Raw genomic sequence first — 14,693 nt, forward strand, 5'->3', positions numbered from 1 at the left:
AGATCTTAGACAATCTGATTCTCTACCAAGGCCCTCACCTATGCCGAAACGAGTTCCACACCCGGATTCATCACTGAGCAACCCTGACTACACCCTGCATTCGGAAGAGCCTCTAAAGTACGCCCGTGACCATGGCAGGTTGACTGGGTCGATAGCCTCTATCGACACCCTAATATATTCTATGTGGGATGACAGGTCGGAACGCCTCGGGCGGCTGATAGTGGCGAATATGTCAACCGCGTGTTGACAGTGGAAAACAATTTCCGTTGATAATGCCGGAAGATTCGAATGGCTCAAGTTAGTTTTAGGATCAAAAGAATCAGCCAGTGACTGGAAATGTTTCCAGTTGGCCTCGACAGGGCTATTGAAGAATTCGGTAAGTTTCATCCGTCGCTCCAGTACAAGTATCATCTGGTATCGCATTTCGTTAAGCTCTGTCACGATCTGAGCCGTGTGCTCAGATCTTTTCAACAGCCTTTGTTTTCGGGCCTCTAATGTCGGAGCGAAATAGTACTGGGCAAAAACAGTTGTGAAGAATGCAACAAATACCGCAGTTCCGCTTGTCCAGAGGATCTGATTTGTCATTGGCCCAGTTCTCCAATACTTTGAGCAACTCTGGACAACATCTTGTGCAGGCTTTTCTCTCCTGGATTGAGAGATGAGGAGGGCTCAGTGCCGCCAGCAGGCATCGGCGTCCGCCCCCGGGTTTCGTTGGAAAAGCTGTAGGTGTCCGAATACAGGTCCTTCGGATGGTCGCCTCTGTACTTGGCTGAGATTGAGCAGCTTTCATGCATTCCCATCATGGGGGAACCCACGGTAACGGTGTGATCGGAGAAGGCTACTGCTCGCCAAAGCGTGCGTATGGATACACCCGACGGAATGGTTTGTTCGGAGTTGAACATCACGCGAAACCGTTGGGTGAACAAGTCGTCATAGTCTGGCCATTCACTGCAGGACATGCTCATTTCCTTGGCGCTGAATTGTCCCGAGTTCTTGATGGTCAGATCCCATGAGCCAATGCCAGCAATGCTGGGCACAAGGTGGGCATACACATATGGCCGGGTCTGGCTGATGCTGTCTAATGTCGTCTGTCGAAGTGCCGATACGGCAATTCTGCCGGCCCAAATCGCTACGCCAACAAGTGCGAGCGTGATAGCGGCCGTGGACAGGCTGCCCATTGTCCTCCATAGGTCAAGCCATTCGAGCGGTGTCCTACTGCAGGACAGGGAGTTTAATTCGACCGAGTCCGGAGTGACCTGGCAGGTGAGCGTATCAGTGGGCATCATGATTTTTCATTCACGTCCTTGAACTCGTGATGCACCTTGCTTTGGGTCAACACCTTGCCAACCTCGATGACACGCTGGAAGAACCCGTTCGGGACGTTGTCTCCTACGTTCAAGTCCTGGCGCATGAGGTTAGCGATGGTCTCGATCCTTTTGTACCCATCCGTAGAGAACGACAGCATCTTTTCATGCAGCATTTCAGCTGCCTCAAGAGTCAGAGCCTCGTCGGCTTCAGATCTCTCCTGCTCGGTCATCCCGTCTACGAAGTACTTTTCTCCCAGCCTGGTCGGGAGATCACTAGCCCAGCTCGAAATCATCATCACGTCATTCAGTGACTCCTGAACGGTCTCCATAATCTCCACCGGTGCCACGACGATTACACGTAGGCATATCCGGTGGACTGAATCGATGAGCGCAAGCATTTTTTTCACGTCCTGTGCACTATCTACCATCTCAAAGTAGTTCGATATTTGAATGGTCCCAAATTCTTCAAGATAGGCAGTATAAACAGACAACTTCTCGTTTCTCAGCCATTGCTTGTGTTCGTTCGTTCGAGTCAATAGGGACCCAGCAAGGACACCAATGAGAGCAACCGCTGCGGTCGTGATGGGGAACCAAGGTATATCCATGCCCTTATTCTCGCCCATTGTCCGGATCACATGGTTGCACGGACGCTTGGTCTTCCACATCGGCGATGACTCGCTGGTCGGGCGTGAGCAGGGTTGTGGAGACTCCATTGACTCAGTTGTCTCGAGTCCAGGAGCTGTCGTTGATGACTCCGTTGTCGTGATGGAAACCTTGCAGCACCCCCCGGCGGCTATTGAGTTTTTCGTGGTGATGGTTACACGCTGTCCAAGATACTTATCTGTCCGAGTGCCCTTGGGCGCGACCCCGCTCCACTGTCGAGAAACACCTACCGCCAACAGGTCGTTCTCAGGTCTGTTTATGGCTCTCCCTTGTGCTTCTTGGTGAGCGCCACCAAGCGCGAATCAGGGAAGGTCAATCCACCCTTTACCCACCGGATTGACCCAATATCTCCACGAATGATTTCAGTCCAACCTGTCTGCCAATCTTTGGACAGCCCCAGCTGTAACCTTGAAGGAGAGCCTCTTATGGTAAGTCACAGCTGCTAGTACAGTTCTCTTGCCATCTAGCGGGAGTTGGCTCCGTAGAGTTTGAGGACGGCTTTCAGATCGCGATCTCCAAGATGAATTTCTTATTCGGAAACTACAGCGACGGGTCAGCCGATAGTCCCAGGTCGCGGCGCCTGAGCCAATGCGCCCAGCACTTACTTGTTCCGTATTTCGAGTGGAACTTGATGCCATCGGCATAGCCGCCGTCGTCCAGGACCTGCTCTCGAATCCACTCGGCAATCATGGTGGTCGCTAGACGGTTGTTGCCGGTGAATGTGCCCAGGGTAATTTCAGGCTCATCGATACTGGCCAAGGCGACACCGAGTTCCCGGTTGAGTGCCGCGATGGAGACAGCGTCGGTGAGATCAACCCATTGGGCGGTAGCTGGCACTTGGAGCTTGTACATGAGCCGGCCGTCGCGCCAACTGGCGGGAAGCCAGCCAGGAACCATATTGCCATTGGCAACCCAGTCTTCCTCGACCAAGTGTCGTGCTTCGGCCAGGGTTTTCCCGAAGTGTTCAGCAGCAAAAGCAATTGCAGAACGAAACTCTGCGCTAAGCCGAATAGGTGCCAACGTCTCCAAGAACGCCGTGCGCCTCGTGTCAGCAATATAGACAGTCGACCCAACAGTATCGAACCGAGACCAAACAGCACGATCCTCTGCCCCGAGAGGCAACGACGGGCGCGGGAGGGGCGACAGGGCCCCGTAGGAACTCTTCGCTATCCGCCACCCAACCAGCGGCTGCGTCAGAACCGTGAGACCGGTGGTTTTACATACGCGCTTCATCCAGCGAAGCTATCCTCGATCATTGCCTGAGCGGCAGTCATGACCTTTTTTGATTCAAGGTTGCTGATCGCTTCAATAGGTGAAATCTCATCCAACCAAGGATTGGCACCGATGAACCACAACCTTGCAACATGCTCGCCTTCGTTCGCAGACACAGCAGTCCACGCCCTGTGGGCCAGCAATAGTCTTTGCACTGCTTCTGGCCGGGGTTCGGGACCGTTTTCACGGGCCCACTTGTAGCTGACTCGAGGATCTTTGCTTCCCGTAAGAGCCGCTACCAAGGTCGCCCCGAGTGCGCCGTTGAGTTGCCTCACGACTTCACGGATCCCAAGACGCGCAGTTCCTGCGAACCCTGCATTCGTAATAGTTGCAATGCTCATGTTTTCCCTACTCGTAGTGGTGATGACTCCACCCTACCTCCCCGAAAGAGACTTAATCCAATAAAAAGCCACTAATAATCCAAAATGAAGGAGGTGGCGCTCACGCTCGGTGTTTTTACCGCAACCCCGGTATCGTGATGGGTTACCGCTCGCTTGCCGCGGCCCACACCACGGCAGAATAATGTGACCGGAGCGGCGGCGACTCCCATGTCGAACGTCCGTAGATCCCAGCGCGACAGTCCACTAATCGCCAAGTTGGGCCGTCATTCTGCCTCATCCACGACAAATCTAACCGACGAGATACAGGGTATTGAGGTCGTAATTCCCGGCGGCGCCTTGCCTGGAATATCCGCACTATCAGAGGGAAGTCGCTCCTCATCTGGCTGAGGCTCCTGCCTCTGTTGACACCAGAAGGCGCCTCATCAACAACAGCTATTGATAACCACAGCAGCACAATGACAACGAACGAGAAGATGCTGGCCAATTCAGCCACATGGACAAGCCCGGATCCCCGGCGCCATCGGGCTCAGCCCTGACCTGACGCCAGTCAAAATAGATTCACGGCAGGGGTGAATCCCGTCTAGACAGAGGGGAAAACGGGCTTCAATCTGGAGAGTTTATGGCGGGTTTGTGGAGGGTTAAGTTGAAAATGACCCCTAAAAGGAGTCATTTTCGTACCTAAAACCGCCAGATTCCGGGCTTTCTGGGCCCCTATCGGATTCGAACCGATGACCCCCGCTTTAGGAAAACAGGGCTACTAAGGCTTGTCAATACCCCCTTTTACCCTTTGTTATAGCAAGAGATCCGGAACAATAGAAGGTACTAAATAGGTGACAATTGTCGCTGATTCTGGCGTGTTTATGGCGAGTCGGTCATAATCACACTTGCCCGCTGTCAACTTCTGAAGGAGCGAGGGCTCGCAAAATATTGGGCACCTCCCTTATTCTCGCAGGGACCGTATCAAGGTATTGAGGCGCGGCCGCTGCCTCCAAGCCGCACACGACAAGAGGCTCCGGTTCGTGGAATTCTGATCTGAAAAGCAGCACTGCGCCACCCTGTATGGCTGAAGACATTAGAGAATCCTAGGTCTGCACTAAACGACGGATAATTATTGGGATTTGACCGGGCAGGTCCAACGCTTTGCCCGGTCAAATCAAGTTACGTCATGGCCGGAGGCGTTAGCCGTCGGCTCTTGTTGAAGGTTGAAGTCAGGATGCGCAGCAGGAGAGCTTGGAGATATCGGTGGTGAATGACTGTGCGGCGATCTTAATGCCTTCGGCCATGGTCAGATACGGGCTCCACAGGTTCGCCACCTGCTCCACAGTCATCCCGGCCTCCAGGATGTAGACGCCCGCAGCGGCCAATTCCCCGGCGTCCTTGGCTACGGCAGTGATGCCCAAGATGCGCCCGGTGTCGGCGTCGGCGAGGACTTTGATGAAGCCGCGTGTGTCCCGGTTCACCAGAGCGCGCGGCACGTACTCCAGGGGTAGGACCCGGCATTCGCACCGGATGCCAGCTTCGTTGGCTTCCTTGTCGGTCATGCCGACGGCGGCCAGGGCCGGGCTGGTGAAGGTGACCCGGGGCAGGTGCCGGTAGTCGACCTCGCGGCCGGCGTTGTTGAACGCGTTTTCCACGACCAGGGAACCGTGGGAGGCTGCGACGTAGACGAATTCGCGGTGTCCGGTCACGTCCCCGGCGGCCCAAATCCGTTCGTTGGAGCTGTTCAGCCGGTTGTTGACCATGATCTCTCCGTGGTCCCCGGTTGTGACGCCGATGACGGCCAGGTTTAGGCCCTCGGTGACGGGGCGCCGTCCCGTGGCGACCAGCAGTTTCGCGGCACTGAATTCCTGTTCCGCGCCGGACACCGTCGCGGTTGCGAGGATCCCGCCGGTGGCCGGGTCCGTGCGCACGGAGGACACGGTCGCCCGGCGGACGACGCGTATGCCTTCGTCGGCAAAGACCCCCATCATGGCACGCGAGGCTTCTGGTTCCTCCGCCGAGGCCAACCGGGAGCGGAGCAGCATGGTGACCTTCGACCCGAGGCGGGCGAAGAGTTGAGCCTGTTCCAGGGCTACGTACCCGCTTCCCAGGACCAGCAGGGATTCTGGCACTTCATCAAGCTCCATGGCCGTGGTCGAGGTCAGATAGTCGACGTCTGCCAGCCCCTCGATTAGGGGAGCCCACGGAGCGGATCCGGTAGCTACCAGGTAGTGTGCGGCCCGGAGCGATTCTTGGGTTCCGTCAGTGCCGGTGATTTCTAGGACCGGATCACCCTGACTACCAGCGAATACGGCGTTGCCCTGGCGCAGTTCCCAGCCGTAGTCCGCGATCAGGTCCACATACTTCTCCGAGCGCATGGTCTCCACCAAGGAACGCTTGCCGTCGATGAGCCCGGGCATGTCCACCGGTCCCGATGATGTGCTAATTCCGGGGAACCGGCCCGATGCGTCCACGGCAATATGGCGCGCCTCGGCCGCGGCCAGCAGCGCCTTTGACGGCACACATCCGGTGTTTACGCACGTCCCGCCGATGGTGGAACGTTCCACCATGAGCACTCGCTTACCCAAATTGGTGGCCCGGATCGCCGCAGCGAAGGCGCCACCACCGGAACCGATGATTGCAAGATCAAAATCTGGTGTCGCTATTTCAGTCATAATTTCTCCAAAGTCGTCCCAGAGGTGGCCCAGCAGTGCCTACAGCCGTTCCCCGTATAGGGTTCCTGCTTAGTCTGCACCTTCCACCACAGGGGAAGGTCAAGACGTCTGGCCAACCCGACCCGGATCATGACGCATCAGCGTTGTCACACAGACCGTCCCCGGTCACCTGCGCACGGAGGGGCTGCTATGCCACCAGTTTGTAACCTTCCACTATGATGGAGGGTCGTTACGAAATTCCTGGAGACGAAGGGCCCATCATGCGTATAGGAGAAATTGCCGCAGCCACCGGCTTGACGGCCAAGACGCTGCGGTTCTACGAGGACCGGGGACTGCTGCCGGCGCCTGATAGGGCTCCGAATGGATACCGTGACTACGCACAGGAGTCGGTTAATCGACTGGAATTTATCCGCCGCGGCCGCGCTGCCGGACTAACCCTGTCCCAGATCGGCGGCATTCTCGCCGTCCGAGACGTCGGCCAGACACCCTGTAACCATGTCCGGGATTTACTCGGCAAACAGCTAGATGACCTCGATGCACGGATCGCTGAGCTGACGGCGCTGCGGGCAACAGTCGCTGAAATCCATGACGTGGCAGCCACCGGGGACCCAGCAACCTGCGACCCCGACTATATTTGCAGCTACCTTTAGCGAGAGCCACGCCCACGACTGGAGCATCTCTTGACACCACTATGTCGCAGGGGCGGCAAAGCCTGCTCTCATGCCAGGGGTGCTGTTGCGCGCGGCTGTTCAGGTGACGCTCGTCCTCGCGAATTTTTCTTACGTCACACTCAGTTGCTGATAAACCGTCATTAATGCAAGTATGTGCGTATGAATGCAGATAAGAATGCTTGCTCGTTGAATGTTGACAGTCAGTACGTTGAGCTTGCCGTGGAAGTGTTTGCGATGCTGGCCGACGCCACTCGTGTGAGGATTATCCTGGCCTTGCGCGAGGACGAGATGGCTGTGGGCGCGCTGGCCGAGATGGTTGGAAAGTCGCCGGCAGCCGTTTCACAGCACTTGGCCAAGATGCGGCTGGCCCGGATGGTATCCACCCGTCAGGATGGGACCAAAGTCATGTACCGACTGGAGAACGAGCACGCCCGACAGCTGGTGGCAGATGCCATCCACCAGGCTGAACACGCACTGGGTGGAACGCCCGCGCACCACCGCATGGGACAAGCACAGGCATGACGAGCAGCCAGCACCACAGCCATGAGCCCACCGACCATGCCCACGACCACGACGGGCATGACCACCCCGCCGATCACGACCACGACGGGCATGAGTGCCGCGATGATGGCACAGGGCACGGCCAAGCACTCAAGCAACCCTGTCCACCTCGCTGCGGAATCTGACCACTCGACCAGTGCCTCCGTACTGGGACAAGTCAACGCCGTACCCGAATGCGGATGCTCCCCCGATGGCTGCGCCGCCTCCATGGCAATGCACGAAGACTGCACACCGACCCTCAGCTCCGCGGCACTCAACGTTCCACTGCCTGGAACGCTGAGCACTCATGGCGCTGGAACAGCCTTCGCTGCGATTCCCGGGCATCCGGCCGCGGATCGCCTCCAAGAGGCTCCATCTCTCGAGAAACTCTCGATCAGCAGAACGTAAACCGATGAATCTGCCCGTGGAACTTGCACGGGCCCTCATTGACGCGCCCTCGAACGGGTGCAACTGCCAAATATCGAAGAGCCTGAGTGAAGGACTGTTTTGTTATGAAAAAATCACTGATTGTTTCCGCCACCATTGTTGCCGCCATGATTGCCCTGGCCGGTTGTTCCACAGGGACTGACGGCGGGTCCATGCCCGGCATGGACCACGGCTCCACGGCCACATCAACGTCATCCTCTGCCACCGGCACCGAACACAATGCCGCCGACACGATGTTCGCCCAAATGATGATCCCCCACCACGTCCAAGCCGTGGAAATGAGCGATATCATGCTCACCAAGACCGGCCTCGACCCCAAGATCACGGCGCTGGCCGAAGAAATCAAGGGCGCCCAGGACCCGGAAATCGAGAAGATGACCACCTGGCTGACCAACTGGTCCGAATCGACCGCCTTGGCCGGCAGCCACTCGATGAACGGCATGATGACCTCAGCCGACCTGGACAAACTCAACGCCGCGGAGGGCCCAGAGGCGAACAAGCTGTTCCTGACCCAGATGATCGCCCATCATGAAGGCGCCGTGGAGATGGCCAAAGCCGAGGACACTGACGGGAAAAATGCCGATGCTGTGGCCCTGGCCAAGAGCATAGTTTCCTCCCAAGAGACCGAGATCAAGGCCATGCAGGACCTGCTCGCCACCTTGTAGGTCCGGCTCAGTATTTATTTTTGGTGGTGGGTCTGAAAATCTTCGGATCCACCACCCCTTCACCCCTTCCTCCCCCGTTTCTTTGGAGTCCCCCTTGCAACCTCGTACTTCCCTCTTTCGTGCCCGCCGATCCGCCGTCGTCTCATTGTTGGCATTGCCGCTTCTCCTGGCAGGATGCGCCAGCGCCGAGTCCACGGCTGCTGAACTAAGCCCGCAGACCGCGGCCCTGAGCCATGTTCACGGCATCAGCGTAGACCCGGCTACCAAGAGGATCCTGCTGGCAACCCACGATGGCTTGTATGACGCCACCAGTGATCCTGCCGTCAAGATCAGTGACACCACCATTGACCTGATGGGATTCACGGAAACAGCCGAACCAAACGTCTTTTATGCTTCCGGCCACCCAGGCCCCGGGTCCGAGCTGCCGAACCCTGTCGGACTTATACGATCTGATGATGCAGGAAAGTCCTGGGAGTCGACCTCCAGGGCTGGAGAGTCCGACTTTCACGCACTCACCGTCAGTGGCCACACAATAGTGGCCTTCGACGGTGAGCTGCGCACAAGCACCGACGGGAAGGCATGGACCACCTCGACGGCAACGTTTGTCCCGGCTGTCATGGCCGGCAGTCCGGCTTCAACGGTCGTGTTGGCCACGACCGAGAAAGGGGTGCAGCGCTCCACCGATAGTAGAGCGACCTGGCAAGCTGTGCCGAAAAGCCCAATCATCCAATATGTGGCCATGGAAAGATCCGCAGACAAGGCCCCCACTGACGCCGTCGGCATCGCCCCGGACGGCAGCGTCTTCGTCTCCGCCGACACCGGACTGACGTGGACCACCGCGGGGCAGATCACTGGACAGGTTGAAGCCGTCACCGCCAACGAATGCGACACGGGCGAGCTAACGATTTGGGTAGCCACGACCACCGGCGTCCAGGTCTCCACCGACGGCGGGGCAACCTTCCGCCCAGCTGATTCGTAGGTCCATAGACATTGGAGAGTTCCTCGCCGCTACAGTAACTTCCGGGCTTTGCTCATCGCAGTATCCGCAGCCCTGATTGCTGCCATCGTATTGTTCATATCCCTTGCAGCAGCACGAAACTCTGCAGACTACTGAGACGGGAATAGTCGCCCTGCGGCGGCATCTCCTTGTTTCGGCGATTGGTTCTACCCCTGCAAGGAGATCCCGGCATGTACACTTTGCATGCTGGGTGAGGCAATCCACCCCGGATGAATTGGTGTCAGAGCCCGTGCCGACGCTGGAGGCCGTCGTTGACGAGTGCCGAAAGCGACCGATCGAGCTACAGGGAAACGGCCATCTGCACTAACTGCCAAGTACGAACATGTACGTGTGAAATCCTATGCGAAGCAAAATCTAACCACTTAGTTGTTGTTTGTGCTGAGTTCTGTTGTTAAGGCTTGGACACGAGCCTGTATGTCGTCGCGGACTAGACGCATCCGCTCCATTCCAACGATGCCACGTTCGGAGGGTTCGTCGGTGTCCCAGTTCCGTATCTCGATCCCGGGAACTGGGTCCACCACGGCCTCACTTCCCAGAGTGATGATCAGGTTGACGTTGGCGAGCATGTCTGCGGTGATGGCTTTGGTGTGCTCGTTGCTGATGTTGATACCCAGCTCGGCTAGGGAATCTACGGACTGGGCGTTCAAGGCGGGTCCGGGTTTGGTGCCGGCGGTGTAGACGGTAACGGTGTCGCCGGTGAGGTGGCGCATGAGTCCGCCGGCGATCTGAGATTTCCCACCGTTTTTCACGCACACGAACAGGACGCCTGGTTTGCTGGTCATAGGATGATTCTTCTTTCAGCCGTGGGAGTGGAAGTGGTGTTGCACGTCCGGGGATGGGATCCCGAGGACGGGGACAGCTTGGGTTGTGAGGAGACGGTGCATCAGGGATCCTGAGACAAGTTCATCGACTTTGGCCATGAAACCGGGCCGCCGAGTCCCGATGACGATGGTGGAGGCACCGACCGCTGCGGCTAGGCGACTCAAGGCCAGTGCCGGGTCGCCGCCAATGATGCGCAAGGACCAGTCCACTTCGTAGCCGTCCGCCGCGGCAGTGAGGGACTGTATGAGCTCGTCTGCGGCGATGGCAGTTTCATCGTCGGGTTCGATGACCGGGTCAAGCGAGATTGGCAGGACCCTGTTTCCCGGGGTCCATTCGATCAGGTAGCTGGCCGGATCCACGAACGCCGCAATGAGTGAGACAGACCAGCTCTGCGCCAATTCCAAGGCACGGTCCCAGACCGCAGGATCTTGGCCGGGAATGACCCCAACAATGACCGGCGAACCACTAAAGCCTGCCCAGTCAGCTTGTTCGCTCATGACGACCTCTTTCTTTAGCTCTCCTTGTTGGTGGCTGTGAGCTCGGAAAGGAGCTCACGAACCAGCAAATCAATCTCGTCGCGGATTTCCCGGGCACCAGTCAAGTCCGTCTCTGCAGGATCTTCAATCTTCCAATCAAGGTACCGCTTGCCGGGGTAGACCGGGCAGGAATCCCCGCATCCCATAGTGATGACGACGTCGGCAGCCCGGACGACGTCGTCGGTGAGGGGCTTGGGAAACTCCTCGGAGAGATCGATCCCGGATTCAGCCATGGCAGCCACAACGGCTGGCTCCAACTCGGCCCCGGGCGCTGATCCGGCAGAGCGGACATGCACGGCGCCTTGGGAGTGCTTGTTCAACAGTGCCGCCGCCATTTGGGAGCGACCGGCGTTGTGAACACACACGAAGAGGACTTCGGGTACGTCGTGGGCGATGGCGCCTTTGGACTGAGCCAGGGCTTTGAGCCTATCGGCCGCGAATCTGGCCGTGGTAGCTGCCAGATAGGTGTGGATCCGTGAAGTCCTACCCAGTGCTGTGTAGGACTCGAAAACGTAGCGTTCAACCGTTTCTGCGGCGAAGATGCCGATGAATTTCTTTGTCAGGTCTTCACTGATGCGGTGCAGGACTGCCGTGTCGTCTTTGAGTCCGGTGAGTACGGTTTCGCGGTGCTCGTTCATGGCGTTTTCTTTCTCTTAGTCGGTTAAGGCGGAGCGGCCATGAGCCAGTCCAGTGGGAATTCCAATCAGGACAGGTTCCGGTGCTGCGCAGCACGAGACTGGCGCTTCCTGCTCTGCGGCAGTGTCTTCTGCTGGGGTGCCGCATCCACCCGTGGAGGTCAGGCCAAGCAACACAGGCTCAGGGGTGCCGCAGCAGGAATCTGCGGAGTCGCCTTGATCTGCGCTGGTGACTGCCGGGAGATCGCAGCTGCCACCCAGGTCCGTGGAGCAGACCCCTGTTTCGGGCAGTTCGAGGTGGACCTGGTTCGCGGCTGTTTGATCGCCGGCCAAGGCGGCGACGATAGAGCGGACCTGCTCGTAGCCGGTAGCGAGCAAGAAGGTGGGTGCCCGTCCGTAGGACTTCATGCCGGCAATGTAGAAGTCCTTGTCCGGGTGGGCTAGGACCTTGGCACCATGGGCCGGGACCGTCCCACAGGAATGGAATTCGGGATCAATCATCGGCCCCAAGTCCCGGGGTGCTTCTACGACGGGGTCTAGTTCCAAACGGATCTCACGCAGGATGTCCAGGTCAGGGCGGAAGCCGGTGGCGGGGATCAACAAGTCCACGTTCAGGGTCACGTCCCCGTTCGGAGTGCTGCCGGTGACGGCTAAGTCATCACCAACGGTGAAGGAGGTGGTGGTGAAGGAGGTGTGCAGTTCGATATGTCCGCCTTCGACCAAACCCCGCAAGCGGGTGCCAAGCTGGCCACGGGCTGGCAGACCATCGAGGTCCCCGCCACCGTAGAGACGTGAAGCATCGGAGCCGCGGACCGCCCAGCTGATGCGTGTGCCGGGCTCGTTCTTGGCGAGCTGCCCCAGGGAGATGAGGGTGTTGGCTGCTGAGTGGCCGGCACCAATGACCAGTACATGTTTACCGGCGAAGCGGACGCGATCCGTTCCGGTGACATCCGGCAACGGTTCGGTGATGAGGCCTGCCTTGATGGCTTCAGCCTCGCCGGGAGCAGCCAGACCTGCCTGGCCGAGGGGGTTGGGCTGCGCCCAGGTGCCGGAGGTGTCCACCACGGAGCGCACATGGTGATCGGTCACCGTGCCGTCAGCGGATTCAACACGGACCAGGAAGGGCTGCTCGTCACGGTCCCGGGAGTGAGTCTTGTCCATCCCGACCCGGCTCACAGCCGTCGCAGTGGAGGAGGTGTGAAGAGCAGAACGGATGGCAGGAATGGCGGCCAACGGGTTCAGGTACTGCTCCACGAGCTCGGCACCGTAGGGCAGGGACGTCAGACGGGGTTCGGTCCAACCGGTGGGTTCGAGCAGGCGCCGGGAGGCCGGGTCGATGTTGTGTTCCCACGAAGAGAACAGGCGGATGTGTCCCCACTTGCGAATGGCCGCACCCACCTCAGCACCCTTTTCGAATATGAGGGGTGTGAGTCCACGTTCGATGAGGTTCGCGGCCGTGGCCAGACCTACCGGGCCGGCGCCGATGATGGCAACTGGCAGGTCGTTTCGTTCATTCGTCATGTTCGTGGTTCTCCTTGAGGTATTCACAATTGGTTTCGTAGGGGTTCTGGCGCCCTGCCGGGGTAATCGCCCCGGCAGGGCGCTGGAGGGGGCGGTTAGCAGCAGCCGGCGCCGTTGGTACAGCAACCGGTCTCGGTGCAGCAGTTATCATCCATGGCTTTCACCTCCCTCCAAACAACGCTTCTAGGCGTGGGTTGGTTCTACCACCAAGGCGGTGGCGATGCTGTCAGCATCTTCCAACGCAGCAAGGTAGCGTTCAGCATCCAAGGCTGCGGCGCACCCGGTCCCGGCTGCGGTGATGGCTTGGCGGTAGCGGTGGTCCACAGCGTCCCCGCAGGCAAAGACCCCGGTAAGGTTCGTGACCGTGGTCGGTGCATCCACCCGGATGTAGCCTTCATCATCCAGATCGACTTGTCCGAGAACCAGCTCGGTGCGCGGCACATGCCCGATGGCTACGAAGATCCCCGTGGCAGCCAGCTCGCGGGTTCCCCCCGTGACAGTGTCCTCAACGGTCACACCAGTGACCTTGCTTTCACCGTGAATGGCGGTGATGGCCGTGTTGTAGGCGAAGCGGATCTTCGGGTTGTCCTTGGCGCGCTGGGCCATGATCTTCGAAGCCCGTAGTTCACCGCGGCGTACGATTACAGTCACGGACTTCGCGAAGCGGGTCAGGAAGGTTGCTTCTTCCATGGCGGAATCCCCACCCCCGACGACGATGATGTCCTGTTCGCGGAAGAAGAACCCGTCGCAGGTCGCACACCAGGAGACGCCATGGCCAGAGAACTTCTTCTCCTCGGCCAATCCCAGTTCCTTGTAGGCGGAGCCCGTGGCCAGAATGATTGCCGGAGCTTCAAAGCTCTCCCCGGCCGCGGTCGTGACGCTCTTGATGTGACCGGTGAGAGTGGTGGAGGTGACGTCATCGAAGATGATGCGGGCACCAAACTTTTCAGCTTGCTCCTGCAGACCGTCCATGAGCTCCGGGCCTTGAATGCCAGCTGGAAACCCGGGAAAATTTTCGACCTCGGTGGTGTTCATCAGCGCGCCACCGGCGGTGACGGCACCGGCGATGACCAGCGGGGACAATCCGGCGCGTGCGGCGTAGATCGCTGCTGTGTACCCGGCGGGGCCGGAGCCAATGATGATGAGCTGTTCAGTCATGACAGGATCCTTGTCTTGCTGGTGGGGAGGAGGTCGGCGATGAGTGCCTGGATGCGGGCCTTGATGTCGTCCCGAATCGGGCGGACGGAGTCCACGCCCTGGCCGGCAGGGTCTTCAAGTTCCCAGTCCTCGTAGCGTTTGCCGGGGAAGATCGGGCAGGTATCGCCACAGCCCATGGTGATCACGACGTCGGACTCCTTGACCGCTTCTGTGGTGAGGATCTTGGGGATCTCGGTGGACATGTCAATGCCCTCCTCGGCCATGGCCTCCACGGCGGCCGGGTTGACCGATGCGGCGGGTTGGGACCCGGCGGAGCGGACCTCAATGGCCCCGTTAGAGAGGGTGGTCAGGTAGGCAGCGGCCATCTGGGAGCGTCCGGCGTTGTGCACGCAGACAAACAAGACGGAAGGCTTCTTGGCGGTTTCAGTGGTGCTCATGAGTTG

At 58.7% G+C, this 14,693-nt stretch carries 16 protein-coding genes; 5 read left to right on the forward strand and 11 right to left on the reverse strand.

Annotated elements, in window-relative coordinates; all coding sequences use genetic code 11:
- Positions 1 to 581: 581 nt before the first annotated feature.
- The 5 genes from ACX80D_RS09610 to merA all read right to left on the reverse strand — a co-directional run bounded on the left by ACX80D_RS09610 (position 582) and on the right by merA (position 6,237).
- Complete coding sequence (locus tag ACX80D_RS09610) at positions 582 to 1,178, reverse strand: hypothetical protein (protein ID WP_459322438.1); 597 nt, start codon at positions 1,176 to 1,178, stop codon at positions 582 to 584.
- Positions 1,179 to 1,282: 104 nt separating this feature from the next.
- The gene (locus tag ACX80D_RS09615; protein WP_459322439.1) at positions 1,283 to 1,930 is read right to left on the reverse strand and encodes a hypothetical protein; all 648 of its coding nucleotides are present in this window, start codon (positions 1,928 to 1,930) and stop codon (positions 1,283 to 1,285) included.
- 580 nt (positions 1,931 to 2,510) lie between these two features.
- The gene (locus ACX80D_RS09620) at positions 2,511 to 3,203 is read right to left on the reverse strand and encodes a hypothetical protein (RefSeq protein WP_459322440.1); all 693 of its coding nucleotides are present in this window, start codon (positions 3,201 to 3,203) and stop codon (positions 2,511 to 2,513) included.
- Entirely contained in the window at positions 3,200 to 3,583 is a 384-nt protein-coding gene (locus tag ACX80D_RS09625; protein WP_459322441.1) for a hypothetical protein, read from the reverse strand. Before ACX80D_RS09625 ends, ACX80D_RS09620 begins: the two co-directional genes overlap by 4 nt.
- 1,208 nt (positions 3,584 to 4,791) lie before the next feature.
- Complete coding sequence (gene merA / locus ACX80D_RS09630; protein WP_459322442.1) at positions 4,792 to 6,237, reverse strand: mercury(II) reductase; 1,446 nt, start codon at positions 6,235 to 6,237, stop codon at positions 4,792 to 4,794.
- A 260-nt stretch (positions 6,238 to 6,497) separates the two neighbouring features.
- Between merA and ACX80D_RS09635 the strand changes: the two genes are divergently transcribed.
- The 5 genes from ACX80D_RS09635 to ACX80D_RS09655 all read left to right on the forward strand — a co-directional run bounded on the left by ACX80D_RS09635 (position 6,498) and on the right by ACX80D_RS09655 (position 9,539).
- Positions 6,498 to 6,887, forward strand: a complete 390-nt coding sequence (locus ACX80D_RS09635; protein WP_459322443.1) for a heavy metal-responsive transcriptional regulator — start codon at positions 6,498 to 6,500, stop codon at positions 6,885 to 6,887.
- Positions 6,888 to 7,067: 180 nt separating this feature from the next.
- Complete coding sequence (locus ACX80D_RS09640) at positions 7,068 to 7,430, forward strand: ArsR/SmtB family transcription factor (protein ID WP_459322444.1); 363 nt, start codon at positions 7,068 to 7,070, stop codon at positions 7,428 to 7,430.
- Positions 7,431 to 7,451: 21 nt separating this feature from the next.
- Positions 7,452 to 7,856: a hypothetical protein gene (locus tag ACX80D_RS09645; RefSeq protein ID WP_459322445.1), complete on the forward strand. Its 405-nt coding sequence runs from the start codon at positions 7,452 to 7,454 to the stop codon at positions 7,854 to 7,856.
- A gap of 104 nt (positions 7,857 to 7,960) precedes the next feature.
- Positions 7,961 to 8,560 (forward strand): DUF305 domain-containing protein, encoded by a 600-nt coding sequence (locus ACX80D_RS09650; RefSeq protein ID WP_459322446.1) that lies wholly within the window; start codon positions 7,961 to 7,963, stop codon positions 8,558 to 8,560.
- A 94-nt stretch (positions 8,561 to 8,654) separates the two neighbouring features.
- Entirely contained in the window at positions 8,655 to 9,539 is an 885-nt protein-coding gene (locus ACX80D_RS09655) for a F510_1955 family glycosylhydrolase (protein WP_459322447.1), read from the forward strand.
- Positions 9,540 to 9,940: 401 nt separating this feature from the next.
- On the opposite strand, the gene ACX80D_RS09660 is transcribed toward ACX80D_RS09655, so the two are convergent.
- The 6 genes from ACX80D_RS09660 to ACX80D_RS09685 all read right to left on the reverse strand — a co-directional run bounded on the left by ACX80D_RS09660 (position 9,941) and on the right by ACX80D_RS09685 (position 14,687).
- Positions 9,941 to 10,360 carry an arsenate-mycothiol transferase ArsC gene (locus tag ACX80D_RS09660; RefSeq protein ID WP_459322448.1) on the reverse strand — a complete coding sequence of 140 codons (420 nt, stop codon included), beginning with the start codon at positions 10,358 to 10,360 and terminating at the stop codon, positions 9,941 to 9,943.
- A 15-nt stretch (positions 10,361 to 10,375) separates the two neighbouring features.
- On the reverse strand, positions 10,376 to 10,897 hold the full coding sequence (locus tag ACX80D_RS09665; protein WP_459322449.1) for a universal stress protein: 522 nt from the start codon (positions 10,895 to 10,897) through the stop codon (positions 10,376 to 10,378).
- A gap of 14 nt (positions 10,898 to 10,911) precedes the next feature.
- On the reverse strand, positions 10,912 to 11,574 hold the full coding sequence (locus tag ACX80D_RS09670) for an arsenate reductase ArsC (protein WP_459322450.1): 663 nt from the start codon (positions 11,572 to 11,574) through the stop codon (positions 10,912 to 10,914).
- Between the two features lie 15 nt (positions 11,575 to 11,589).
- On the reverse strand, positions 11,590 to 13,092 hold the full coding sequence (locus tag ACX80D_RS09675; RefSeq protein ID WP_459322451.1) for an FAD-dependent oxidoreductase: 1,503 nt from the start codon (positions 13,090 to 13,092) through the stop codon (positions 11,590 to 11,592).
- Positions 13,093 to 13,275: 183 nt separating this feature from the next.
- Positions 13,276 to 14,250: a thioredoxin-disulfide reductase gene (gene trxB, locus ACX80D_RS09680; protein WP_459322452.1), complete on the reverse strand. Its 975-nt coding sequence runs from the start codon at positions 14,248 to 14,250 to the stop codon at positions 13,276 to 13,278.
- A complete protein-coding gene (locus tag ACX80D_RS09685; RefSeq protein ID WP_459322453.1) occupies positions 14,247 to 14,687 on the reverse strand; it encodes an arsenate reductase ArsC in 441 nt (146 codons plus the stop codon). The genes trxB and ACX80D_RS09685 overlap by 4 nt, the downstream gene beginning before the upstream one ends.
- Between the last annotated feature and the right edge of the window lie 6 nt (positions 14,688 to 14,693).

The organism is Arthrobacter sp. Sr24 (assembly GCF_054511175.1).

What these genes read in the sequence shown, in the direction of transcription:
- ACX80D_RS09640 (WP_459322444.1), top strand. Translation starts at nt 7,068, where the DNA reads ATGAATGCAGATAAGAATGCTTGCTCGTTGAATGTTGACAGTCAGTAC.
- ACX80D_RS09615 (WP_459322439.1), bottom strand. Translation starts at nt 1,930, where the DNA reads ATGGGCGAGAATAAGGGCATGGATATACCTTGGTTCCCCATCACGACC.
- ACX80D_RS09675 (WP_459322451.1), bottom strand. Translation starts at nt 13,092, where the DNA reads ATGACGAATGAACGAAACGACCTGCCAGTTGCCATCATCGGCGCCGGC.
- ACX80D_RS09610 (WP_459322438.1), bottom strand. Translation starts at nt 1,178, where the DNA reads ATGGGCAGCCTGTCCACGGCCGCTATCACGCTCGCACTTGTTGGCGTA.
- merA (WP_459322442.1), bottom strand. Translation starts at nt 6,237, where the DNA reads ATGACTGAAATAGCGACACCAGATTTTGATCTTGCAATCATCGGTTCC.
- ACX80D_RS09665 (WP_459322449.1), bottom strand. Translation starts at nt 10,897, where the DNA reads ATGAGCGAACAAGCTGACTGGGCAGGCTTTAGTGGTTCGCCGGTCATT.
- ACX80D_RS09650 (WP_459322446.1), top strand. Translation starts at nt 7,961, where the DNA reads ATGAAAAAATCACTGATTGTTTCCGCCACCATTGTTGCCGCCATGATT.
- ACX80D_RS09645 (WP_459322445.1), top strand. Translation starts at nt 7,452, where the DNA reads ATGAGCCCACCGACCATGCCCACGACCACGACGGGCATGACCACCCCG.
- ACX80D_RS09685 (WP_459322453.1), bottom strand. Translation starts at nt 14,687, where the DNA reads ATGAGCACCACTGAAACCGCCAAGAAGCCTTCCGTCTTGTTTGTCTGC.
- ACX80D_RS09625 (WP_459322441.1), bottom strand. Translation starts at nt 3,583, where the DNA reads ATGAGCATTGCAACTATTACGAATGCAGGGTTCGCAGGAACTGCGCGT.
- ACX80D_RS09670 (WP_459322450.1), bottom strand. Translation starts at nt 11,574, where the DNA reads ATGAACGAGCACCGCGAAACCGTACTCACCGGACTCAAAGACGACACG.
- ACX80D_RS09620 (WP_459322440.1), bottom strand. Translation starts at nt 3,203, where the DNA reads ATGAAGCGCGTATGTAAAACCACCGGTCTCACGGTTCTGACGCAGCCG.
- trxB (WP_459322452.1), bottom strand. Translation starts at nt 14,250, where the DNA reads ATGACTGAACAGCTCATCATCATTGGCTCCGGCCCCGCCGGGTACACA.
- ACX80D_RS09660 (WP_459322448.1), bottom strand. Translation starts at nt 10,360, where the DNA reads ATGACCAGCAAACCAGGCGTCCTGTTCGTGTGCGTGAAAAACGGTGGG.
- ACX80D_RS09635 (WP_459322443.1), top strand. Translation starts at nt 6,498, where the DNA reads ATGCGTATAGGAGAAATTGCCGCAGCCACCGGCTTGACGGCCAAGACG.